The organism is Pseudomonadota bacterium (genome assembly GCA_008501635.1).
Taxonomy (GTDB): Bacteria; Pseudomonadota; Gammaproteobacteria; order QQUJ01; family QQUJ01; genus QQUJ01.
In genome coordinates, this window is sequence record QQUJ01000029.1 from 22,609 (window position 1) to 40,733 (window position 18,125).

The following is an 18,125-nucleotide window of genomic DNA, read 5'->3' on the forward strand; positions in this document are numbered from 1 at the left end:
GCTCTGCCCCGTTTGTTAGACTGCGCTTATGCCCCACCTCTATATTTCCGCTACACGTCAGACCTCTGGTAAAACGGCGGTCAGCATAGGACTCGTTGCCGCACTGACCGCCCGTGGTGTAGTCACCCAACCGTTCAAGAAAGGTCCCGACTATATCGATTCCATGTGGCTGGGTCGTGCCGCCGATCGGTCGTGTATCAACCTCGATTTTCATACCATGTCCACGGACTGTATTAGTGCCACATTTGCGCGTTATACCGCATCCGCACAGATCGCCGTGATTGAGGGGACAAGAGGCCTTTTCGACGGACTTGACCTCGATGGCAAGGACAGCAACGCCGCTCTTGCCAAGCAGCTTAATGCACCGGTTGTACTGGTAATCGACTGCAAGGGCATGACTCGCGGCATTGTTCCACTCCTCCTGGGTCACATACATTTTGATCCCCAGGTAGCCATTGCAGGGATCATTCTCAATAATCTGGGTGGCACGCGCCACGAAGCCAAACTCCGTGCGGCACTATCCCGCTATACGGAACTCCCTGTGCTCGGCGCCATCCCCAATGATCCACGCATGGAGTTGACCATGCGCCATTTGGGATTGATGCCCAGCAACGAAACGCAGGACGTGGAGAGCCGCATAGCGGATCTCAGGGCGTGTGTCGAATCCCATGTGGATATCGATGCGCTACTTGCCATCGCCCACAAGTCATCTGCTCCCATGTACCATCCTCAAGCGCAACCCCAACGGCAGCCCCCGGCGCCGGTGCGCGTCGGCATCGCTCGCGATTCCGCATTCGGCTTTTACTACCCGGACGATCTTGAACGCCTGCGGGAAGCGGGCGCCGAACTTATCCCCATTAACATGCTGCGTGATAAACATCTTCCGGTGATTGACGGCCTGTTGATTGGAGGTGGGTTTCCCGAAACGCATCTGGCCGAGTTGCAGGCAAACACCACTTTGCGCGATGAGATCCGATCCGCCATCGAAGCCGGTTTGCCGTGCTATGCGGAGTGTGGCGGATTGATGTATCTCTCACGTTCAATCGCCTGGAAAGGGACGATCTTCGATATGGCGGGCGCATTACCGGGCGAAATCGTCATGCATGCCAGGCCGGTGGGCAAAGGCTATACACGTTTGGAGGAGACCCGGGATCATCCGTGGGGCTCGCTGTCCACAAGTGAGCATCCGCAGATATTCAATGCACACGAATTCCACTACTCCTCGATACAGGGTTTGCCCGCCGATACGCGCTTTGCTTTCCGGATTCACCGTGGAGTCGGTGTTAACGGCACCCATGATGGCATCGTGCACAATAACCTGCTGGCCTGTTACTGCCATCTTCGTGATGTGGGGGGGAATCAATGGACAAGACGTTTTGTCGACTTTATTCGCCATCACATGGGGCTCGCCCACACTCCCGACGCCAATGCGGGCGGCTGATACACGCTGAACATCCTGGTGATCTATCCCTTTTGGGTAAGTCGGTTGAGGGGTATACTCAACCCAGTAGCCTGAATTGCGAGTTCCGTGACACACAGCGATGACAACAGCCATCGAAACTCAGTCCATACCTAGCGCTGGTCGAAACGAGAGCGCGAACAGCGAGCCTAGGGGGCTCGGCCAAGAGGTATCGGGCGCTGTCATCGGGTTAGGTCTTGTATTTATTGCGCAGGCCACGCTCGGCTATGTCGGTTTGTCCGGCTGGCTGGCCGCGGGTTGGTTTCTGCTCGCGCAGGCTGCCTTGCTTGGCGTTGCCGCATGGCTGGCGTTTCGCCTGCTGCGAATCATACGCCAGCGATACTCCTCGCCCCTGAACGAGATCCGCCGCTGGGCACTGCGCATGCGCGGTGGCAACCTCAACGCTCGTCTACCCGCTGCCGAGGCAACCGCCGCTGGGAGTCTTGTCCACGACATCAATAGTCTGGCTGATGAGTTTCAGCGCCTCGCTCGTGATCTTGACCGCGAGGTAACCCGCCACACCGAACGCCTCGCACTTAAAACACGCTCGCTGCAGATCCTCTACGACGTAGCGGCCAGTGTGAACATGGCACGCGATCTCGACGAGCTTCTGACCCGTTTTCTCTACACATTGGTTGATCTGGTCAATGCTCGTGCCGGTGTGGTCAGATTGCTTAACGAAAATCGACAAATGCGTTTGATCGCCGCGACCGGTCTGGAACCCGAAGTACTGGAAAAGGAGGCTCTGGTACCGGTCGGGAGCTGTCTCTGCGGACAGGCGGCAGATACCAATCAGCTGCTTGTCGATAGTGAGAGCCGTTCCTGCCAAGGCTATTTGGGTCGCTCGGCACTGGACAACACTGCGGCGACCCTCATAGCGGTGCCCCTGCAGTATCGCGGTGAAACGCTGGGAGTCTACAATCTGTTTCTTGATCAGAATGTCGAACCAGGCGATGACCTTCGCGAACTGCTCATCAGCATCGGCCGTCATCTGGGTATGGCGATCGAAAAGGCACAGGTCGACAAGAAGGCCCAGTTCCTCTCCATCATGCAAGAGCGCACCATGCTCGCGCATGAGCTGCACGACTCCGTAGCCCAAACAATCGCCAGCCTGCGTTACAGGGTACGGGCCATGGATGAGTTATTGCCAGCGAATGCCACCGCCAAGGTACGGGCGGAACTGCTGCAAATCCGTAGCACGTTAGACGAGGCCCATACCGAACTGCGCGAGCTGATGGTTCACTATCGCGCCCCCATGGACGAGCGCGGATTACTGCCTGCGATAGAAGATCTGATCGATCGCTTTCGTCGTGAAACCGGCATCACTCTATTCGTACAACGCGACTGCGGGAGATCCAATCTCCCTGCCCTACTCGAGATGCAGGTTTTGCGCATCATTCAAGAGGCGCTTGCTAATGTGCGCAAGCATAGCAAAGCGCAAACAGTACGCATTCTCATGCGTTGTACCGATGGCGAATACTACCGTGTTCTTATCGAGGACGATGGCACTGGCTTCTCCAAATCCCCCGACAGTGGACGGCTAGGTGAACACGTCGGGCTCGGGATTATGCAAGAACGTGCCCAGCGTCTGGGCGGTACCCTCACCATCGAGAGCGAACCCAACGAGGGCACGCGCGTCGAGCTGACTTTTCGACATCGCCGAGATCCTTCTCATAATCCTGAAAGCAAAAGAGAGAATCATCATGCGTGTGCTGATCATTGATGATCATGCCCTGTTCCGGGTCGGGCTCCAGGAACTGCTGGAACGCCGCGGCATTGAAGTTTGCGGCGCGGTCGGCGATGGCGAAGAGGGTCTGCAGCTTGCCGGCGAGATAACGCCCGACATCGTGCTGTTGGATCTGCGAATGCCCAATACCGATGGCCTGACTGTGCTGAGAGCCATGCGCGCTGCAGGGCTGAGTATGCCTGTCGTTATGCTCACCACAAGCAGCGATGAACGTGATCTGGTCGAATCGCTGCGCTCGGGAGCGCAGGGCTATCTGATCAAGGACATGGAACCCGACGAGGTTGTGAACGCACTTGGCGAGATCATCACCGGTCATACTGTCGTCGCGCCCGGCCTGACCAGTGTGTTGGCCGATGCGGTTCGTTCTGACCACGGTGAGGGCAATGTGAGTTCCAGTCCTTTTGCCGAACTCACGCCGCGCGAAACCGAGATTTTATGCCATTTGGCCGAAGGTCAAAGCAACAAAGTAATCGCGCGCAACCTGGGTATCTCGGACGGTACTGTCAAACTTCACGTCAAAGCCATTCTGCGTAAACTTGGAGTGCACTCGCGCGTGGAGGCTGCGGTGATGGCGGTCCAACATGGTCTCAACCGCAAGCAGGTGGAGATCCAGAGCACCTGAGAAACTGTTTCTTTATACACCGTTCAGAATGGCTACTTTTCGTGATTTTGTCGAGGCGTGCCGGCGTGAAGTCGAAGAACTCTATCCATGGGATCTTGCCGACGCCCTAACGCGGGGGGAGCCCTTGCTCCTGATTGACGTTCGTGAGCCGTACGAATTTGCGGCGCTCAATATCGCCGGTTCTATCAATGTCCCGCGCGGAATACTCGAACCCACCTGCGACTACGGCTACGAGGAGACTCTGCCAGAATTGGTTGAGGCGCGGAATGCTCCCATCGTGCTCATCTGCCGCTCGGGAAATCGCAGCTTGCTGGCTGGTAGCGTTTTGAAGCAGATGGGTTTTCGCAACGTACGCTCCCTGGCTACCGGACTGAAGGGCTGGAACGACTACGATCAAGCCTTGGTCAACGAACAACAGGATACTATCGATGCGGATGTAGCTGAAACTATTCTTTCTCCCCCACTGAAACCCGAGCAACTCGCCCCAAAAGAATCGAGCTGATTAGACGTTACGAGATAACGCGATAAGCCTCTGCTTCGATAAACACCTTCACCAACCGTCGATCTATCTTGCCGGCGCCAACCTCCTGGTGAAGGATATCGAGTGCCTGATCTTCGGGCAGGCCGCGCTTGTAAGGTCTGTCACCCGCTGTGAGAGCGTCATAGATATCAGCGACCGTCATGATTTTCGACTGCAGCGGTATTTCTTCAGCACCCAAACCCAACGGATAACCCGAGCCATCCAGTTTTTCATGGTGTGCATAGGCAATATCCGGCACGTTCTGCAGGCTGCCACTCCACGGAATCAGGCTGAGAAACGCGTAGGTATGACTGACATGCGATTCGATCTGCAAACGCTCGTCCGGGCTCAGGCTGCCCTGAGCCGCAGTTAGATCCGAGAACTCAAAATCCTCCAGTATGGGCGCTTCCTTACCCTCTTCGGTGGGGAAGGTGTAAGAAAGCAGTTCGCTCAGTTCGGTGGGTACTTCACGGCGTGAAACGCTGGGTTCGTTACTTTTGAGTATCAGACCGAGGAAACGGTCGAGGCGTTTGCGCTCTTCCGATATGGCCTCTTCGGTCGCGCGCCGGCACTCTACCAGTTCCTTGTCGCTATAGGTCCCCATTTCGTGCATCTGTATCAACTTTTTATAAGCTCGTCGTTCATGACTGGCTCTGGCATAGGCAAAGCGCTGCTGAATCAGATTCAATTGATGAGGAAAAAGCTTTTTCGGTTTTGTCAGCACATGTTCCCGTACACCAACCTTGCCAAAATCATGCAACAACGAGGCGTAACGGAGTTCGCGCATCTGATCGACGGAAAAAATCGCATCCTTGAGACCGTGGTCCTGTGTACGATCGACAGCCGCCGCCAGCCGCTCGGTGTACTCTGCCACGCGGAACGAGTGGCCGGCGGTTACCGGGTCTCGCGCTTCTATGGCCTGCACCGAGGCTCTGATGAAGCTCTCGAACAACTCCTCGATATCAGAGTAGAGCTGCGCATTGCGCACAGCGATACCGGCCTGAGCACATATCCCCGTCAGAATCTCCAGATCGGCCTGATCGAATGCCTTGGGATCGGTCGCGTTATCGACCTGCATCAATCCCAACACCTCGTCACCTATCAGCAGTGGAGCGCACATCATGCTGCGAATCGAGAGATTGATTATCGAGTCACGCGCCCCAAACCGCTCATCGCCCAAGGCGTCAACCGACAATATGGCTTGTTTATGCGAGACCACCTGTTCGACGATAGTGCTGGAGATCGCGATCTCGGGCTCTTCGTCGTCGATGCCGCTTCTTGCTTTCTGGGCAATGGGCATCAGTTGATCGCTGTCACGGGACCTGAGAAGGACAAACGCCCGCTCAGCACCCGGGAAGATATCGAAGATGTAGTCCAACATCTTCTGCATCAGTAGCTCTCGATCGTCCACCGCGCCGAGTGCAACACTCACTTGAGCTAGTGCCTGCAGGCGACGCAATGCCTCCGCCAGCGATTCATCTGCCCGCTGATCCAGGCTAAGTCGGGCCATGACGCTTTTGGAGGCATCGAGCATCACGCTCATATGCGCGGGGGGTGCATCGTCCAGACGCAATCCAGTACGGCCCTGCTCGGGATGGCGACTGAAGACACCGCCGTGAGGTCGGCCCGTTGTGGTCAATCCTTGGCCAATCATGGAACTTTCATCCCGCTGCACCCGGTAAACCAGCATGGTCAGTGAGATGCGGATCTCATCACCATCCCTCAGGGCTCTTGGCTGCCTGGCGGGCAACGGCTCACCATTCACCAGCGTACCATTGGTGGATCCAAGATCCTCGATCACATATCCCTTGTTTTCTTTACGTATATGCGCATGCCGACGGCTCACCTGACCGTCGGGCAGGGGCAGAAAAATGCGCGGGTCGACCCCCTCCGGCGAGCGTCCCAAATAGACTTCACCGGACAGTTTGAAAACGCGTCCCGCATCGTGTCCTTCGCGAATTTGAAGGGTGGCCATTACCCTAGCCTCTTGTTTCCCCGGTGTTAACTTCATGCGTTACTATACCAATCACCCACAAGTTACCAGAATTGTTAGTGAAACTCGACAGTATTTCTGTGATTTTAACGGGATCTGCTGTCTGGTCGGTGATTCCAACACTATGGTAGAGTAGCCCCAAAGAAATCGCGTAAGTACGGGCCATTGGAAGGAATTTCCCACCCGTCGAGGGGCCCGACAGACTAAAGTTTCTGGACAGGACGCTCAACTGAGAATCCTCGCACTGGACGGCTGTGTGGCCAACCGGCCGATTCTCCACTTGTGTTGTTGCTTGCACATCGAAACCGAGACCACCAGAACTGGCCCGTGGGCGGAGTGTCCGAAAACAGGTAATTGTAGGGATAACAATGGGATCCGATAAACTAGTTGTTCCAAAACAGCTCAGCCAGGTGACACTGTGGGTGCACCCCGAAGGGATCGTGGAAGGCGCTCTGTTTGTCAGCATTGAGCACGACCCTTCGCATCCTGAGGACCCGGCGCAGGTGCTCAATCACACCTCTCCCTTCATTGTGGTGCGCCGCGAAAACCCGGACGAGCTGCGTTTTTACAACAAGAGTTCAATAGTGCGCGTGCACTATCGTGCGAACGAGTCAACGACACCCGATCTGCAACCGTTGAGATGCACTCTGCACATGATGGACGGCAGTCTGTTGCGCGGCGAAATTCGGCGCGAACTGCCACCCGATCGCTCCCGTTTCTATGATTTTCTGAATCTGGAGAAAGAGCGCTTCGCTAAACTCTATTTGGAAGAGGATCAGGTTTGTTTGGTCAATAAGTCGTATATCGTTTGCGGTTTGGACGAGAGCGTCCGCTGAATGGCCCTATCCAACATAGAGCCGAACACGATACTTGAAGCGGAAATCTACTGACTATGGGGATACTGGACGGGTTCCGCATCAACAAAGCGGTAGCAACTATCGTCAAGGCCAAAAGTGCAGCCACTTCGGATGTTGCGGACGCTGTATTGCAGCTTAAACAATCTGGCGAGGGCGCAACCGAGAAATTGATTGAGGCGCTGGGTCGCACCCGCACGCCAGGCACTGTCGTTGCCGTTCTCGGCACCTTTCTCGACAACTCGACGCTCCACTATTTCGCCAATGCGCTGACCAGCAAAGATGCAACTATCGTCGACGGCGTCGCGAAAGTGTTGGCCGCGGGTAAGCGTTATGACCCCAACCTCCTGCTCGAAATCTACGCCGACCCCGCCAGCCCTAAAGGCCTGTTGTCCCGAATTCTTCTGGCCCAGCGCGAACGCCTCAACATCCGATCGCTGCTGCGCTTGATGGGAAAGATCCCGCCCGAGGCGCGCACCGGTGTCTTCCGTATCATGGAGGAGGTTGCGTCGGCGGAAAACGTTAATGATCTAATCGGTTTCGTCGAGAGCGATGACCCTGTCATCCGGCTGCATACCGCACGCGTTTTACGTCGCTTCAGTACCGAAGCGGTGCGTGATGCATTGATGAAACTACTCAGTGACTCCGCGAAAGCCGTTCGACTTGAAGCGTTGACCGGTCTTAGCGAACTCAGCATCCCAGTCGACATCGAACCACTATGCAAAATGCTGCGCGATGCGGATATGACAGTGCAGAGCAAAGCCATCGACACGATCATACGCATCAATTCACCCGATTCCGTCCAATATCTCCTTGAAGTGCTCCAGGATGATTCCGAATATGTACGTCGCGCCGCTGTCGAAGTGCTCAACGAAGTCGGCAATACCAATGCGATCAAAGATCTAATCACCGCGTTGCGCGATCAGGATTGGTGGGTACGGGTGCGGGCTGCCGACGCTCTGGGCAGCATTGGCGGACCTCGTGTAGTCGAATCGGTGCTGTCCCTGATCAAGGATGAAGACGAATTCATTCGCCGTTTTGCTATCGAGATCCTGAATTCAACCAAGGACAGCCGCGCAAAGAACTATCTGGAGGAAGCACTCAAAGATGACGATTGGTGGGTGCGTGAGCGTGCCGTTGACGCTCTGGCCGCGATTGGCGATGTATCGGTCCTGCCTAAACTGGTCGAACTGATGAAACGCGACAGCCGGGCCGCGCCGGTTGTGATAAAGGCCCTGACAACCCTTGGCGACAGTCAGGCCGTCAAGCCCATTATGGAGATGTTACACAGCGCGGACACCGGCATCCGCAAGGAAGCGTTGCGGGCGTTGGCGGTCCTCGCGGATGAGAACAATGTCGACGAAGTCCGACGCGCCGCGCAAGAACTCTGCAACTCATCCAACGACGATATCCGTGCTCTAGCCGATACGACGGTCAATACCTTGATTGCCAAGCCGAATGCAGCACAACGCGCCAAAGACATCAGCAGGGAACCCGTGCGTACTGGATCAACAATGCTTCAGGCGCACTCGATGTTGGGTGGCGAAGTCTCCAGTAGTACCAGTGACGCAACGATCATCGCCGAAACCAAAATGACCAGCGAAGGGCATGCAGCGGTCGACGCGATCGATGCGGCAAAACTTAAACCCGGCGAAGTGATTGCCGATCGCTACCGTATTATTCGACACATTGGTCGCGGCGCATTCGGTGTTGTGGTACTGGTGCAGGACATGATGGTGCATGAGGACATCGTCCTGAAATTCATCACTCCCCAACTCACTTCGAGTGAAGATGTTATCAAGCGTTTCGTCCTGGAGATGAAATACGCCCGCAAAATCACTCACGAAAACGTTATCCGCATCTACGATTTCATCACCTTCGGCAGCTCCTACGCCATGTCCATGGAGTACTTTGAAAGCCACTCCCTGGCCGCCGAGCTCAAATCCGGCAAACCAATGAGTCTGCAGCGCGCCCTGCGCATTCTGCTGGACATCTGTTCCGGCATGATCGTCACGCATAAAGGAAATCTGGTTCATCGTGATCTCAAGCCCTCGAACATTCTCATCGATGAGAATGATCTGGTTAAAATCGTCGATTTCGGCCTGGCCGCAGCGGCTCGCGAAGGTGAGTCGCGTTTGACAAAAACGGGGATCATCCTCGGGACGCCGACTTACATGGCACCCGAACAGGTTAAGGGCGGGAAGGTGGATTCCCGCACCGATGTCTACAGCTTGGGGATCATAATGTACGAAATGTTCACCGGCCGCCCCCCTTATGTGGCCGACGATCCTATGGGCATTCTGTTCCAGCACATGGAAGGCAAGGCCAAGCCGCCGCGCGAACAAAACACCAGTCTGCCCGAAGACCTCGACGCTCTGATTCGCAAGGCCATGGCCCGCAAAGCCGAAGACCGCTTTGCCAATATGGATGAACTGCGTCAGGCGGTTGCACAACTCCTCGAAAAATTGGGGGATGATCGGGAATGACAGCGGCGCGTATCGATGCCTTCCTGCAATTAGGCCGCGAGCAAGGTTGCTCCGACATCCATCTTGCGGTTGGCATGCCACCCATTCTGAGGTTGCACGGTGAGCTGACACCGGTGCGTTATCGTGAACTCGATCCCGATGAGTTGGAGCGACTCCTCGACGAGATTCTCAATGACGAGCAGCGTACTCAATTCAATAAGGGAGGGGATCTCGATCTGTCCTACGAAAGCGAAGACGCTGGCCGCTTCCGCGTCAATCTATTCCGTAAGGTGGGCGGCCTCGGAGCGACATTTCGTGTCATTCCAGAAGAAATCCCGTCACTCGAAAGTTTGAACCTTCCACCTGTCATTCAAAAGTTTACGGATCTGCATCAAGGCCTCGTGCTGGTAACAGGTGCAACAGGCACGGGTAAAACGACGACGCTTTCATCGATGATTCATCACATCAATCAGCATCGAAAGCTCACCATCATTACCTTGGAAGATCCCATAGAGTTCGTGCATAAAAGCGCTGAATCACTGATCGTTCAGCGCGAGGTGGGAGTCCATGTGCCCAATTTTGCGGAGGGACTTCGGGCCGCGTTGCGCGAAGATCCAGATATCATTCTGGTAGGTGAGCTGCGTGATCTGGAAACGGTTTCGCTCGCGCTGATCGCGGCTGAAACCGGCCATCTGGTGCTCGGCACCCTGCACACCACTACAGCCACCAAGACGCTCGATCGTATTATCGACGCCCTGCCGGTAGAGCAGAAACTCCAGGGTATGACCTCGCTTTCGCAGAACCTGCGTGCTGTAGTCAGTCAATCATTAGTACGCACGCCGGACGGTCGGGGCCGCAAAGCTATTTGCGAAATCATGGTCATGACACCCGCCATTTCTCACCTGCTGATGAGCGGGAAAGTGTTCCAGATCCCCAGCAAACTGCAAACCGGCCGCGATCAGGGAATGCAGTTGCTTGATCAGGCATTGCTCGAGGCGGTTCAATCGAAGCAGATAGATCCTGATGATGCCTATCGTCACGCGGTGGACAAAAAACAGTTCCAGCGTTTCGTCACTGATCCCACCCTATTGCCGACAGTAAACCTGGTGGGACAGTAGGCCATGGAACCGCATGACACCCCAGCCACCTCCAGTTCCGCGATCCAACATCGCATAGACACCTTTCTCGAACTGGTGGTGAACCAGGGGGGATCCGACCTGCATCTGATATCGGGCAATCCACCTCGGATCCGGCTTTTTGGTGAAGTTGTCACCATCAAGTACCGCTCCCTTTCGCCCGACGAGACGCAGGACCTGCTCTACGAAATCATGCCACCCATGGCTAAACGTACGTTCGAGAGCGAACATGGTGTCGATTTCGCGTACGAGATCCCGCGCATGTCGCGCTTCCGCGTCAACGCGTTTCGCCATTTAGGCGGCATAGGCGCGGTATTTCGCGTCATACCCTCTAAGGTCCCCTCGCTGGAATCCATGCGTCTTCCCCCTATTTGCCGGGCTTTATGCGAAAACCGCAAAGGTCTGGTATTGGTCACAGGGCCCACCGGGTCGGGTAAATCCACCACATTGGCAGCCATGGTGGATCACATCAACGAGTCGCGAAAAGCCCATATCATCACCATCGAAGATCCGATCGAATACCTGCATGATCGCAAAAGCAGTTTGATCAGTCAGCGCGAGGTGGGTATTCACACCGAGAGCTTTGCCGCTGCTCTGCGCTCAGCTTTGCGTGAAGACCCGAATGTGCTGTTGGTTGGTGAGATGCGCGACCTCGAGACCATTCACTTGGCCGCAACGGCCGCCGAAACCGGTATTCTGGTAATGGGTACACTCCACACCAACGGGGCGGCGGCCGCGGTCGATCGCATGATTAACGTGTTCCCGGCCAAGGAGCAGGCGCTGATTCGAACCATTCTCTCTACCTCGCTGGTGGGGGTCTTGTCACAGCAACTGGTGAGGCGTATCGATGGTCGTGGGCGACTCGCCGCTATAGAGGTGATGCTTAACACTTCCGCAGCTTCGAACATGATCCGTGAGGGCAAGACTGAACAGTTAGCCAATGTCATACAGGGTGGCGGCCTGATGGGCATGCAGAGCATGGATACCGCGCTGCGGCGACTGCTGGATGCCAAGCAGATTACAGGGACCGAAGCGTACATGAAATCGACCAACAAGGCCGATTTCCAGCAGTACTGCGAGGATCCGCTGGAGTAGGTCTATCCCGCATAGGGACATTGCCAGCAATAATTTTTTGCTGATAATGGCTATAAGAACCTTGTGGGCCGAAGAAACAGGACAATTGAGCACAAATAGAGGCAGGAGTTTGACTTCATGGCAAAGCTGATATTGACCCTGGATGGAGCGGTCATTAAGGAAATTGTTCTGGATCGCGACACCCTCAGCATCGGTCGCCGTCCAGGCAACGACATTCAACTGAATGATCTGGCGGTCAGCGGACGCCACGCGCTGCTGACGGCGTTGCACAACACCTATGTTGAAGATCTGGGTAGCACCAATGGCACGCTGGTCAACGGTAAGAAGATCAAGAAGGCGATCATCAAGCACAGTGACGTCATCCAAATCGGCAGTCATCAGTTTACTTACCTGTCCAAGGAGGAGGTCGCGTACGAGCCGACCATGTTCCTCAAAGCTGAATTTGAACCCACCATGATGCTGGATACCGGAATGGGGAGCCGCAAGGTCACCGCGGATACCCGTGGCGGACCTCTGGGCGCGGTCAAGATTATGAGTGGGCCAATGAGCGGGAAAGTTCTGGAGCTGCGCAAACCGTTCAATACCGTCGGTATCAACGGGGTTAAAGTTGCATTGATCTCACGCGAAAGCGAAGGCTACACCATTCACGGTATCAAAAGCCGTAAACTGCGCCGCGCATCTGATTTGCCCACTGTAAACGGAACAGCTGTCGGTGATGGAAGTGTTCGTCTCAAAGAAAAAGACATCATCGAAATGGTGGAAACCAAAATGCAGTTCTTTTTTATGTAACAGAACCCGTGTGTTCTGTCGGTCACCAATAGCAGCGATCTAAGTGTTGGCTGCCTGCCAGCCCTCGAACCATTGCAGTTTCTCGCGTAGCCTGACCACTTCGCCCACGATAATCAGCGTGGGCGGTCGGATCTCCTGTCCTTCCATCACCTGATCCATGCTTTCCAGGGTACCGACCAGCACTCTCTGGTCGGCCGTCGTCCCCTTCTGCACCAATGCGATGGGTGTCCGGGGTGGCATACCATGGGCGATCAATTGTTTACAGATGATTTTCAGGCCGTGCAGCCCCATGTAGAACACCACCGTCTGTTGCGGGTGGGCCAGTGCCTTCCAGTTAAGATTGGCTGTCCCGTCTTTAAGATGCCCGGTGACGAAGACGCAGGCCTGGGCGTAATCGCGATGGGTGAGCGGTATACCTGCGTAGGAGGCGCAACCCGCGGCAGCGGTAATGCCGGGAACGACCTGAAAAGGTATCCCCTCCTCTGCAAGCGTTTCGATCTCTTCGCCTCCGCGGCCAAAGATAAACGGATCGCCGCCCTTCAGGCGCAGCACGCGCTTGCCATCCCGGGCCAATCTAACCATCAGTTGATTGATGTCGTCCTGCGGCAGGGTGTGACGATCGCGCTCCTTTCCAACATTGATTCTTTCCGCATCCCTGCGTGTCATATCGAGCACCTGCGGTGCCACCAGACGATCGAACAACACCACATCCGCCTGCTGCATGAGTCTCAATGCCCGGAAGGTCAGCAAATCGGGATCGCCAGGGCCACCGCCCACCAGATAGACCTCGCCGCTGGGTTGCTTGACGTGGTCTGCAGCCAACGCCTCTTCCAATGCCGCTTCGGCCGCTCGTTCCTGGCCACTGAAAACATACTCGGCGACCTGCCCCTGTAAAATCCGTTCCCAAAAGATGCGACGATCTTCACCGTTCGAGAATCGTGCTTTGACCCGATCACGATACCGGCTGACCAGCTCGGCCAATCTGCCATAAGCCGCAGGTACCATCGATTCCAGGCGCGCACGTATCAGGCGCGCGAGCACCGGCGAGGCACCACCACTGGAAACTGCGGCGATCACGGGTGAACGATCCACGATCGCCGGCATTATGAAACTGCACAAAGCAGGGTTATCGACGACATTGACCGGGATATTGCGTCGCTTGGCCTCCTCGGAAATCAACCGGTTCGTCGCCTCGTCGTCGGTTGCGGCATAGACCAGGGCATAGTCGCCATCGAGATCCTCGACCGCCGCCGTGCGTTCTGACCACTCGACTTGCCCCGCCGCATGCCACTCTTTCAGGCTGTGACTCAACTCGGGGGCCACTACCACGACCTGCGCACCTGCCTGCAGAAGCAGCGCTACCTTACGGGCTGCAACTTCGCCACCGCCGACCACCAGGCAACGGCGTTGTTTCAGATTGATAAAAATCGGCAAGTAATCCACGGGGACTCCCGTCTAGTTATCTCGATTGAGCACAGTTTCAGCCGATGAAATCGACGCCACCCATATAGGGTCGCAATGCATCCGGTACGCGGATGCGCCCGTCCGCTTCCTGGTAGTTCTCCATCACCGCCACGAGCGTTCGCCCCACCGCCAAACCCGAGCCGTTGAGCGTATGTACCAGCTCGGGTTTGCCGGTCGCAGGATTTCGCCACCGCGCTCCCATGCGGCGCGCCTGAAAGTCTTCAAAGTTGCTGCACGATGAAATCTCGCGGTATTTGGCCTGACCGGGCAGCCACACCTCCAGATCGTAAGTCTTGGCCGACGAAAATCCCATATCACCGGTGCATAGGGCCATGGTGCGATAGGGTAGCCCCAAGCGCTGCAGCACCGTCTCAGCATGTCCGGTCAACTCTTCGAGGGCATGATAGGAATCGGGCGCGCGAACCACCTGTACGAGTTCCACTTTTTCGAATTGATGTTGGCGAATCATGCCGCGCGTGTCTTTTCCATACGAACCCGCCTCGCTGCGAAAACAGGGCGTGTGACAAACAAAACGACGCGGCATGGCTGCGTCCTCGACAATCACATCGCGCACGATATTGGTGACCGGCACTTCAGCCGTCGGAATCAGGTAGAGTCCCTGTTCGCCGCGAATGGCGAAAAGGTCTTCCTCAAATTTGGGCAACTGTCCAGTGCCCTGCAAGCTCTGTGCGTTCACCAGATAGGGCGCGTAGGTTTCCAGGTAACCGTGCTCGGAAGTATGAAGATCGAGCATGAATTGTGTCAGCGCACGATGCATGCGCGCCAGGGGGCCGTGGATGACGGCAAAGCGCGAGCTCGCGATCTTGGCTGCCGTTTCAAAATCGAGCAGGCCTGTTTTCTCACCGAGGGCCACATGATCGAGTGGCTCGTAGTCGAACTCGCGTGGCTTACCCCAGCTGCGCACCTCGACATTATCATTCTCATCCTGACCGACCGGTACACTGCTGTGGGGAATATTCGGGATCCCCAGCAAGAAGGCATCCAACTCGGTTTGCACCGAACTGAGTTGGCCCTCGAGAGCCCGCAGCCGATCGCCAAGATCCGCCACCTGCGCCAGCAACGGTGCCGCGTCTTCGCCCTGCGCCTTGACCTGGCCGATCCGCTTGGAACTCGCGTTGCGTTCGTTCTGAAGTGCCTGGGTTTGTACCTGGAGCTCTTTGCGTCGTTGCTCCAGAACTAGATAGTGATCACGGCTGAAGTCGAATCCGCGACGCGCCAATCCGCGGATAGTTTCATCAAGTTCGTAACGCAGGCGTTTTGGATCGAGCATGACACCCCTTTTCAACCATTCACTTGTGCAGACCAACTCACCATATGCCCGGGTTCGATAGCACCTTGCAGGTGCGCCATGATCGCAGCTACCCGCTCGGGCAAGTCGAAAAACTCGATCACCAGAGGCAAATCCAGGGAGACATCCAACAGCGTGGAGGAGTGAAGTTTACCGGATTTTCCAAAGCCGGTGATGCCCCTGAACACCGTCAAGCCCCGTACTTTCTCATCATCGTGCAAGGTCTTGATCAGAGCGTTCAAGCGATGCTCGCCTTCCGTTAGAAATATACGTACTACGGTGACCGGTATCGTCTTCATCACAATTTCCCGTCGATGGTTGGCTGCTCGCAGCAGAACGGCATCATAGCTGGCGCGCCAGTGCAACTCCAACCCAGGCGGCACCTATGCACAATACGACGCTCAGCAGGACGTTGAGCCCGGCACGGAGCAGCGCCCCCTCCTCCAGCAGATTCAGTGTTTCCATGGAAAAGGTCGAGAACGTTGTGAAGGCTCCGAGAAAACCGATCAACAGGGCGGCCCGCCACTCTGCGCTAAGTGCCACACGGTCAAGCAGCCAGATATAGAGGAAACCCATCGCCAGCGAACCGACAACGTTGACTGCCAACGTTCCGTAGGGGAAACCCCGGCCCAGCAGTGCGTAGACCCCTGACGACATCCAGTAGCGTGCGAGCGCCCCTGAGGCGCCGCCCACGGCAATGGCTAATGTCTGATAGATCATTTCCTGCCGGTACTTCGGTCGCGAGCCCGCAGCGCCCTGAGATGCTCACCGATCCGTTGCTCCAGTCCCCGCTCCACCGGTTGATAGTAGGTACGTTCCGGCATCCCTTCCGGGAAGTAGCGCTCACCCGCCGCGTAACCGTCGCTCTCATCATGGGCGTAGCGGTAGTTCTCACCGTGACCGAGCGTTTTCATCAAAAGAGTCGGGGCGTTGCGCAGATGCATGGGCACTTCGAGCGATCCGTATTTCTCAGCATCCTTTTGAGCTGCACCAAAAGCGACGTAGCCCGCGTTACTCTTTGGTGCACAAGCGAGATAGAGTACTGCCTGGGCCAGCGCCAACTCCCCTTCGGGACTGCCCAGGCGCTCTTGCACATCCCAGGCCGCCAGAGCCAGCTGCAAGGCGCGTGGGTCTGCATTCCCAACGTCTTCGCTGGCCATGCGAACCAGGCGCCGGGCAATGTACAGAGGATCGCAACCCCCGTCCAGCATCCTTGCCAACCAGTAGAGGGCGGCATCGGGCGCGGAACCACGAACCGATTTATGCAGCGCCGAAATCTGATCGTAGAACGCCTCCCCCCCTTTGTCGAAGCGGCGTAAGCCGCCACTCAACACCTCGGTCAGTATCTCATTGGATATCCGGTTGTCATCGTCGGCAAGCTCAGCGGCGATCTCCAGAAAGGTCAATGCACGACGGGCGTCGCCATCGGCCGCCGCGGCCAGGAGTTCGAGTGCGCCCTTCTCCAACCGCAATTGGCGCGCCCCAAAACCACGGGCTTCATCGGCCACCGCTCGCGACAAGAGCGCTCGAATGGCTTCGTGATCGAGCGATTTCAGTACATGGGTGCGCGCCCTGGACAGCAGGGCGTTGTTCAGTTCAAACGACGGGTTCTCCGTCGTCGCGCCGATAAAGGTGATGGTCCCATCTTCGACAAAGGGCAAGAAGGCGTCCTGTTGCGCTTTGTTGAACCGGTGCACCTCATCGACGAAAAGCAGGGTGCCATTGCCGTAGAGATCACGATACTGATGTGCCTGGTCGATGGCAGCGCGAATCTCTTTGACACCGGATAAAACCGCCGAAAGCTGCAAGAACTGTGCGTTACCGCGGTTGGCGATGAGTTTGGCGAGCGTGGTCTTACCGGTACCCGGGGGGCCCCAGAGAATCATCGAATAGGGTTTGCCTGCCTCGATGGCCTTGCGCAGCGGTTTATCCGGGCCGAGAAGATGATCCTGACCTACGATGTCGTCAAGCTGCTGCGGGCGCATGCGGTCTGCGAGTGGACGCCCTGCCTCGCTTTCTTCGCGCGCAGGCACGGCAAAGAGATCACTGCCCGACGACATCGACACCCGCAGGAGGAACAAATTGGAACCGTGCTGCAGCGACGGGGGGATCGACCTCCACCTCGGTAAACCGGAATCGTGTCAATTGTCCAAAACTGTCCACCAACTCCATGGTGCTGAGTTTTCTTTTCACAAACCCGATACGCACTTTCTCGAAGTTGCTGTCAGGCTCCTTGGGTATCAATTCCACCCATTCAGCGCCGTCGCGCGTTCCCATGGGCTGATAGGTAAAGCTGGCGTCAAGTTCGATGCCGCCGCTCAACAGCAACGACGGGGCGCTGCCAAGAGCGGTTGAAAGTGGTTTTACAGTCACCTGTTCGAGTTCGGTGTCGTAAATCCATATGCGTTCCCCATCGGCAACAATCTGCTGCGGGTAGGGTTTCTGGTAGTCCCAGCGGAAGCGCCCAGGCCGCAGCAGTTCCAAGCGTCCCGACGAGCGTAATATGCGCTTGCTTTGGGAATCCTCCACACTCTGCTCGAAGGCGGCTTTGAGACTGCGGGTCTGCTCGACAAGGACGCGCAGCGAGGCCACTGCGTCGTCCGCTGCCGCTGCCGGCACCGTCCATGTCAGGAGCACTCCCACCATCAATATCGTGAGTCGCATAGCAGAGA

16 protein-coding genes are annotated in these 18,125 nt (G+C 56.4%); 9 read left to right on the forward strand and 7 right to left on the reverse strand.

The window, feature by feature from the left end; genetic code table 11:
• Window positions 1-28 precede the first annotated feature (28 nt).
• From DWQ09_16595 to DWQ09_16610, 4 genes are all read left to right on the forward strand, one after another.
• Window positions 29-1,441, forward strand: coding sequence for a cobyrinate a,c-diamide synthase (locus DWQ09_16595; protein KAA3626305.1), 1,413 nt, complete (start codon window positions 29-31; stop codon window positions 1,439-1,441).
• Between the two features lie 100 nt (window positions 1,442-1,541).
• Window positions 1,542-3,182, forward strand: coding sequence for a GAF domain-containing protein (locus tag DWQ09_16600; GenBank protein ID KAA3626306.1), 1,641 nt, complete (start codon window positions 1,542-1,544; stop codon window positions 3,180-3,182).
• Window positions 3,157-3,828 (forward strand): response regulator, encoded by a 672-nt coding sequence (locus DWQ09_16605; GenBank protein KAA3626307.1) that lies wholly within the window; start codon window positions 3,157-3,159, stop codon window positions 3,826-3,828. The genes DWQ09_16600 and DWQ09_16605 overlap by 26 nt, the downstream gene beginning before the upstream one ends.
• Before the next feature lie 28 nt (window positions 3,829-3,856).
• Complete coding sequence (locus DWQ09_16610) at window positions 3,857-4,330, forward strand: rhodanese-like domain-containing protein (GenBank protein KAA3626308.1); 474 nt, start codon at window positions 3,857-3,859, stop codon at window positions 4,328-4,330.
• A gap of 7 nt (window positions 4,331-4,337) precedes the next feature.
• On the opposite strand, the gene DWQ09_16615 is transcribed toward DWQ09_16610, so the two are convergent.
• Entirely contained in the window at window positions 4,338-6,359 is a 2,022-nt protein-coding gene (locus tag DWQ09_16615) for an FHA domain-containing protein (protein ID KAA3626309.1), read from the reverse strand.
• Between the two features lie 350 nt (window positions 6,360-6,709).
• Here DWQ09_16615 and DWQ09_16620 point away from each other — a divergent pair, with 350 nt between their 5' ends.
• The 5 genes from DWQ09_16620 to DWQ09_16640 all read left to right on the forward strand — a co-directional run bounded on the left by DWQ09_16620 (window position 6,710) and on the right by DWQ09_16640 (window position 12,680).
• On the forward strand, window positions 6,710-7,177 hold the full coding sequence (locus DWQ09_16620) for a hypothetical protein (GenBank protein ID KAA3626310.1): 468 nt from the start codon (window positions 6,710-6,712) through the stop codon (window positions 7,175-7,177).
• 56 nt (window positions 7,178-7,233) lie between these two features.
• Window positions 7,234-9,681 carry a serine/threonine protein kinase gene (locus DWQ09_16625; protein ID KAA3626311.1) on the forward strand — a complete coding sequence of 816 codons (2,448 nt, stop codon included), beginning with the start codon at window positions 7,234-7,236 and terminating at the stop codon, window positions 9,679-9,681.
• Entirely contained in the window at window positions 9,678-10,778 is a 1,101-nt protein-coding gene (locus DWQ09_16630) for a PilT/PilU family type 4a pilus ATPase (protein ID KAA3626312.1), read from the forward strand. The genes DWQ09_16625 and DWQ09_16630 overlap by 4 nt, the downstream gene beginning before the upstream one ends.
• A gap of 3 nt (window positions 10,779-10,781) precedes the next feature.
• A complete protein-coding gene (locus tag DWQ09_16635) occupies window positions 10,782-11,891 on the forward strand; it encodes a type IV pilus twitching motility protein PilT (protein ID KAA3626313.1) in 1,110 nt (369 codons plus the stop codon).
• 117 nt (window positions 11,892-12,008) lie between these two features.
• Window positions 12,009-12,680 carry an FHA domain-containing protein gene (locus DWQ09_16640; GenBank protein ID KAA3626314.1) on the forward strand — a complete coding sequence of 224 codons (672 nt, stop codon included), beginning with the start codon at window positions 12,009-12,011 and terminating at the stop codon, window positions 12,678-12,680.
• Between the two features lie 39 nt (window positions 12,681-12,719).
• Here DWQ09_16640 and cobA read toward each other — a convergent pair whose 3' ends face one another.
• Genes cobA through lolA form a run of 6 tightly spaced genes read right to left on the reverse strand, consistent with a single transcriptional unit; the run spans window position 12,720 to window position 18,117 of the window.
• On the reverse strand, window positions 12,720-14,123 hold the full coding sequence (gene cobA, locus DWQ09_16645) for a uroporphyrinogen-III C-methyltransferase (GenBank protein ID KAA3626315.1): 1,404 nt from the start codon (window positions 14,121-14,123) through the stop codon (window positions 12,720-12,722).
• A 37-nt stretch (window positions 14,124-14,160) separates the two neighbouring features.
• The gene (locus DWQ09_16650) at window positions 14,161-15,435 is read right to left on the reverse strand and encodes a serine--tRNA ligase (GenBank protein ID KAA3626316.1); all 1,275 of its coding nucleotides are present in this window, start codon (window positions 15,433-15,435) and stop codon (window positions 14,161-14,163) included.
• Window positions 15,436-15,446: 11 nt separating this feature from the next.
• Complete coding sequence (locus DWQ09_16655) at window positions 15,447-15,752, reverse strand: DUF190 domain-containing protein (protein ID KAA3626317.1); 306 nt, start codon at window positions 15,750-15,752, stop codon at window positions 15,447-15,449.
• 43 nt (window positions 15,753-15,795) lie between these two features.
• The gene (locus DWQ09_16660; protein KAA3626318.1) at window positions 15,796-16,173 is read right to left on the reverse strand and encodes a fluoride efflux transporter CrcB; all 378 of its coding nucleotides are present in this window, start codon (window positions 16,171-16,173) and stop codon (window positions 15,796-15,798) included.
• Entirely contained in the window at window positions 16,170-17,513 is a 1,344-nt protein-coding gene (locus tag DWQ09_16665; protein KAA3626319.1) for a replication-associated recombination protein A, read from the reverse strand. The genes DWQ09_16660 and DWQ09_16665 overlap by 4 nt, the downstream gene beginning before the upstream one ends.
• Window positions 17,497-18,117 (reverse strand): outer membrane lipoprotein carrier protein LolA, encoded by a 621-nt coding sequence (lolA, locus tag DWQ09_16670; GenBank protein KAA3626320.1) that lies wholly within the window; start codon window positions 18,115-18,117, stop codon window positions 17,497-17,499. The genes DWQ09_16665 and lolA overlap by 17 nt, the downstream gene beginning before the upstream one ends.
• Between the last annotated feature and the right edge of the window lie 8 nt (window positions 18,118-18,125).

Coding starts and splice junctions, on each gene's coding strand:
- DWQ09_16655 (KAA3626317.1), bottom strand. CDS start 15,752: ATGAAGACGATACCGGTCACCGTAGTACGTATATTTCTAACGGAAGGC.
- DWQ09_16600 (KAA3626306.1), top strand. CDS start 1,542: ATGACAACAGCCATCGAAACTCAGTCCATACCTAGCGCTGGTCGAAAC.
- DWQ09_16595 (KAA3626305.1), top strand. CDS start 29: ATGCCCCACCTCTATATTTCCGCTACACGTCAGACCTCTGGTAAAACG.
- DWQ09_16610 (KAA3626308.1), top strand. CDS start 3,857: ATGGCTACTTTTCGTGATTTTGTCGAGGCGTGCCGGCGTGAAGTCGAA.
- DWQ09_16640 (KAA3626314.1), top strand. CDS start 12,009: ATGGCAAAGCTGATATTGACCCTGGATGGAGCGGTCATTAAGGAAATT.
- DWQ09_16625 (KAA3626311.1), top strand. CDS start 7,234: ATGGGGATACTGGACGGGTTCCGCATCAACAAAGCGGTAGCAACTATC.
- DWQ09_16620 (KAA3626310.1), top strand. CDS start 6,710: ATGGGATCCGATAAACTAGTTGTTCCAAAACAGCTCAGCCAGGTGACA.
- DWQ09_16615 (KAA3626309.1), bottom strand. CDS start 6,359: ATGAAGTTAACACCGGGGAAACAAGAGGCTAGGGTAATGGCCACCCTT.
- DWQ09_16630 (KAA3626312.1), top strand. CDS start 9,678: ATGACAGCGGCGCGTATCGATGCCTTCCTGCAATTAGGCCGCGAGCAA.
- lolA (KAA3626320.1), bottom strand. CDS start 18,117: ATGCGACTCACGATATTGATGGTGGGAGTGCTCCTGACATGGACGGTG.
- DWQ09_16650 (KAA3626316.1), bottom strand. CDS start 15,435: ATGCTCGATCCAAAACGCCTGCGTTACGAACTTGATGAAACTATCCGC.
- DWQ09_16635 (KAA3626313.1), top strand. CDS start 10,782: ATGGAACCGCATGACACCCCAGCCACCTCCAGTTCCGCGATCCAACAT.
- DWQ09_16660 (KAA3626318.1), bottom strand. CDS start 16,173: ATGATCTATCAGACATTAGCCATTGCCGTGGGCGGCGCCTCAGGGGCG.
- DWQ09_16665 (KAA3626319.1), bottom strand. CDS start 17,513: ATGTCGTCGGGCAGTGATCTCTTTGCCGTGCCTGCGCGCGAAGAAAGC.